A 3,266-nucleotide genomic window follows, 5' to 3' on the forward strand; every position below is an offset into this window, starting at 1 on the left:
GACTGGCGCATAGCGGATGCTGCTGTCATTAATGCGATTAATGACGTATTAAAAAAATCACCTCAAGCTGGTTTCTGGACGTGTTTTGGTCGATTGCGTTTTCAGAAGTATCAATTTAATCATAAACGGGTGTACCGCGTTTATTGCCGTCTGGGGCTTAATTTAAAGAGCCGCACGAAGCACGTTTTACCCAAACGCACGCCTCAGCCCTTGGCGGTGGAAAACAAGCCAAATCACCAACCTCATGAATTGGTGTGACAAACACGAAGTAAAAATACAGTACATTCAATCAGGTAAGCCCCAGCAAAATGCTTTTATTGAACGTTTTAATAGTACTTTTCGGCGAAATTTTTTAAATGCGTACTTGTTTGAGTCATTACATTAAGTACGAGATATGGCGTGGTTCTGACGATTGGATTACACCGAGGAACGCACGCACGAAAGTTTAGGTGATATTCCCCCGTCGGTATACTGACAACAACTGGAAAACTCTAGTTTAGAGCTGTGTCAGTAATGGGGAAGTGGACAATCGTAGGCAAAGCTGAAGTGCTCTTTGTTTTTACTAAAGACGGAATGTAGCGTGCCTACTAAGGTGGGCTCAGGAAGTCCTTCCCAGTCAGCATAAACAAGTACTTTCTTTTCCATGAACGCTCTCGCTTTATTGGGTTGAGCGTAATAAAGCGATGTCTTGCAATTTACGGCCAATCTCATCATCTTTTGCAACTAACGTCAGGTCAGAGGCTAAGCCAAGTACGCCCAGTACAGCCACATAATGCCCCATAGAAACCGTTGGGTCACCTTGCTCTATTTTGCGAATTGTCACTCGACTCAAGCCGGGTACGCTCTGAAAGCAACGTTTGCGTGTAATTACGACGCTTATACGCTAAGAGGATGTTTTCTCCCAGTTGGGCAAGAAAATTCTGATTCTTGAAAAAACAATGGCTTTTCTGCGTTCAGTCATTTTTATTGGATACTATAGTGATCAATGACTTCCCCCTTAGCAGTCCCTTTTAAATACGCAGTATCACCGTCTACCACAAGCCAACTACAGGGAACTCCCTCGTCAGCAAACATGGCTTCAACTACACAGACATCAATCCACTTTGTAGGACGTTTGCCACCCAAATGCGTTTTAAAACCAAGCCGTTTCCAGTCATCGAGCATGAGGTAAATATCCATACCATTCATGGCGCCACAACGTAATAAATGTTCGTCAAACCAGACGGAGTGCCCGATTAACTCCTTATTATCTTTAAGGCACTGCTGCCATCCACCTGGGTATTTTTGCTCGATGGTTTTGATAGGCACTAATAAATTAATAAATTCTAGCTTTACAGCCATTGGATATCACCTCAAAAATAGGGAAGCCGCACTTACAAATAAGGGAGGCTTATGCATGACACTTGATGATTAAGCTTAGGCGGTAAATAAAATTGTGTAAATGCCCATGAGTTTGTATTCCACTAACAGAAAAACAGCATGGGCAATCGCATATTACCTTAATACTCAATCACTTTGCTTCATCTATTGAGTAGAAGAGCTCTTTTGCTTTATCAATAAAACTCCCAATATTACCGATCCCCCATTGACTACTAACAGCAATGGTTAAGTCTTTTAATTGAATACACTCCTCTTCCTTGATGAAGTGTCGTTTTCTTTTTTCATTAGCTAGGTTTATTGCATCCTGCTTTTCTCTAAATACACCATGTGAACCTTGTAAGCTTTGAGGGAAAGCCGCCTCAAGCTCAGCGAATGTAACATCCAGATTATCGGCAACATACTTTTTAATCACGGCAAGTACCAATCGACCTTTACCGTAAACTTCACCGTTAAAACGATATTTAGTGACATCTTTAGTTTTTGAACCATCATTGAAGATAACATCCGTAGTAACGTAAATATTTCCTCGCTCCCCTCTATATCGTTTAACGACTAGAGCGGCGATGGGTATATCTTCAAATGTATAACCATTATTAATCTTTGCAGCTAAAGCGACATCTATACCTGAACCGACTAAAACTCCAACCCAATTAGGAGTAGGGGTTTCTTTTTTATCGATGAGATTTGGGTGTTGCTGAAGTATTGCTTCTCTTGCTTTTAAGTAACCTTCAAGTTGCGCCAGGTGAGCTTCATTAAGCGTATCCATTTTTAGCTCAATCACACCGATGTGTTCGTTTGAGTACGTCGCTAAAATATCAATGCGACCAGTACCACTCACACCTTGAGCACCACCTTGAATGGTTACCTCTTCTTCGTAAAAAGAAACGTCAGAGAAAGTATCGCCATCAAGTGCTAAGACATTTTCATTCTCTATTAGGTAAGCCTCCATAGAAAGCTCTCTCTTAAATGGAAACTCTTCAATTTTTTCTTCATTGGCAGTAAAATGACGATACAGTTTCATAAATTAATTCCTTGTTATTTACAATTAAAAACGAGCAGCAATACTTTTTAAGACGCAATCTCGATTGATTCATTAGCTGTACTAACCATGACCTAGATGTTTAGGACACAAGCTACCGATTGCCAGAGCCTCTAGCAGGGCTCGGCCACGCGCATCAGGTACAACAACACATTTAAATGAACACTTTCCTCGTAAGAAAGCCCCATCACCTCCTAAGTAATTTCTCGTAAAGGACGAGGACCCAGACAAGTGATTTGCTAGCCTTTGATAAAGACCATGGCGACCTCTGCGAGTGTTACCCACGTGTAAGACCTCGCCGGCAGGTGACTCTATAAGATAGACACCCCTTTCCTTAGGCGCGTTCAGAGGTTCACCCTTTAAGGGAAATGCTACTGATGTCGCTTGAGTCAATATGGCAAATAACTCGGCAATCTTCGTTAATTCTCCTTCTACGTTTTTCAACATTGCTACTGTTTGGCTTTCTCTCAGACCTTTATCCATTAAAACCCTTTTTCTCTATACTATTTAAACCAATAAGTCTTATTTCCATAGTTTGGAAGACCTACTAATTATTTATATGTGTTTTTACTATATAAAGTGTCTAGGAGTCTCAAGCCGTACTAGTTTGCTTATAATTTTTAAATCATTACCTAATAAATTTACGCTCTCAAACCAACGAAATCAAAGCTGTTAATTAAAACAGTGTCTGCTTTATATGCCCATTATTACGAGCCAGCTTAACTGCCATTGATACTGTCCACTTCCCCTAAACTGAGACAGTCATAATTGGAGTTTTCTGCGATACTTTAGGTAGGAGACGATAATGAAGAAATCACGATTTACTGAATCGCAAATTATTGCGGTG

At 40.7% G+C, this 3,266-nt stretch carries 4 protein-coding genes and 1 pseudogene; 1 reads left to right on the top strand and 4 read right to left on the bottom strand.

Translation table 11 applies throughout. The features are described 5' to 3' along the window. Nucleotides 1-475 (top strand): annotated as a pseudogene (locus tag AC2UZJ_RS12405) (integrase core domain-containing protein); the annotation flags it as partial. Between the two features lie 32 nt (nt 476-507). On the opposite strand, the gene AC2UZJ_RS12410 reads toward AC2UZJ_RS12405, so the two are convergent. The 4 genes from AC2UZJ_RS12410 to AC2UZJ_RS12425 all read right to left on the bottom strand — a co-directional run bounded on the left by AC2UZJ_RS12410 (nt 508) and on the right by AC2UZJ_RS12425 (nt 2,401). Continuing rightward, the gene (locus AC2UZJ_RS12410; RefSeq protein ID WP_486950444.1) at nt 508-645 is read right to left on the bottom strand and encodes a hypothetical protein; all 138 of its coding nucleotides are present in this window, start codon (nt 643-645) and stop codon (nt 508-510) included. A gap of 13 nt (nt 646-658) precedes the next feature. Then, nucleotides 659-823 carry a hypothetical protein gene (locus AC2UZJ_RS12415; protein WP_486950445.1) on the bottom strand — a complete coding sequence of 55 codons (165 nt, stop codon included), beginning with the start codon at nt 821-823 and terminating at the stop codon, nt 659-661. Nucleotides 824-963: 140 nt separating this feature from the next. Beyond that, nucleotides 964-1,341, bottom strand: coding sequence for a hypothetical protein (locus AC2UZJ_RS12420; RefSeq protein WP_486950446.1), 378 nt, complete (start codon nt 1,339-1,341; stop codon nt 964-966). A 169-nt stretch (nt 1,342-1,510) separates the two neighbouring features. Beyond that, on the bottom strand, nt 1,511-2,401 hold the full coding sequence (locus AC2UZJ_RS12425; RefSeq protein ID WP_486950447.1) for a PDDEXK family nuclease: 891 nt from the start codon (nt 2,399-2,401) through the stop codon (nt 1,511-1,513). Nucleotides 2,402-3,266 lie beyond the last annotated feature (865 nt).

The organism is Paenalcaligenes sp. DL 309, assembly GCF_057475285.1.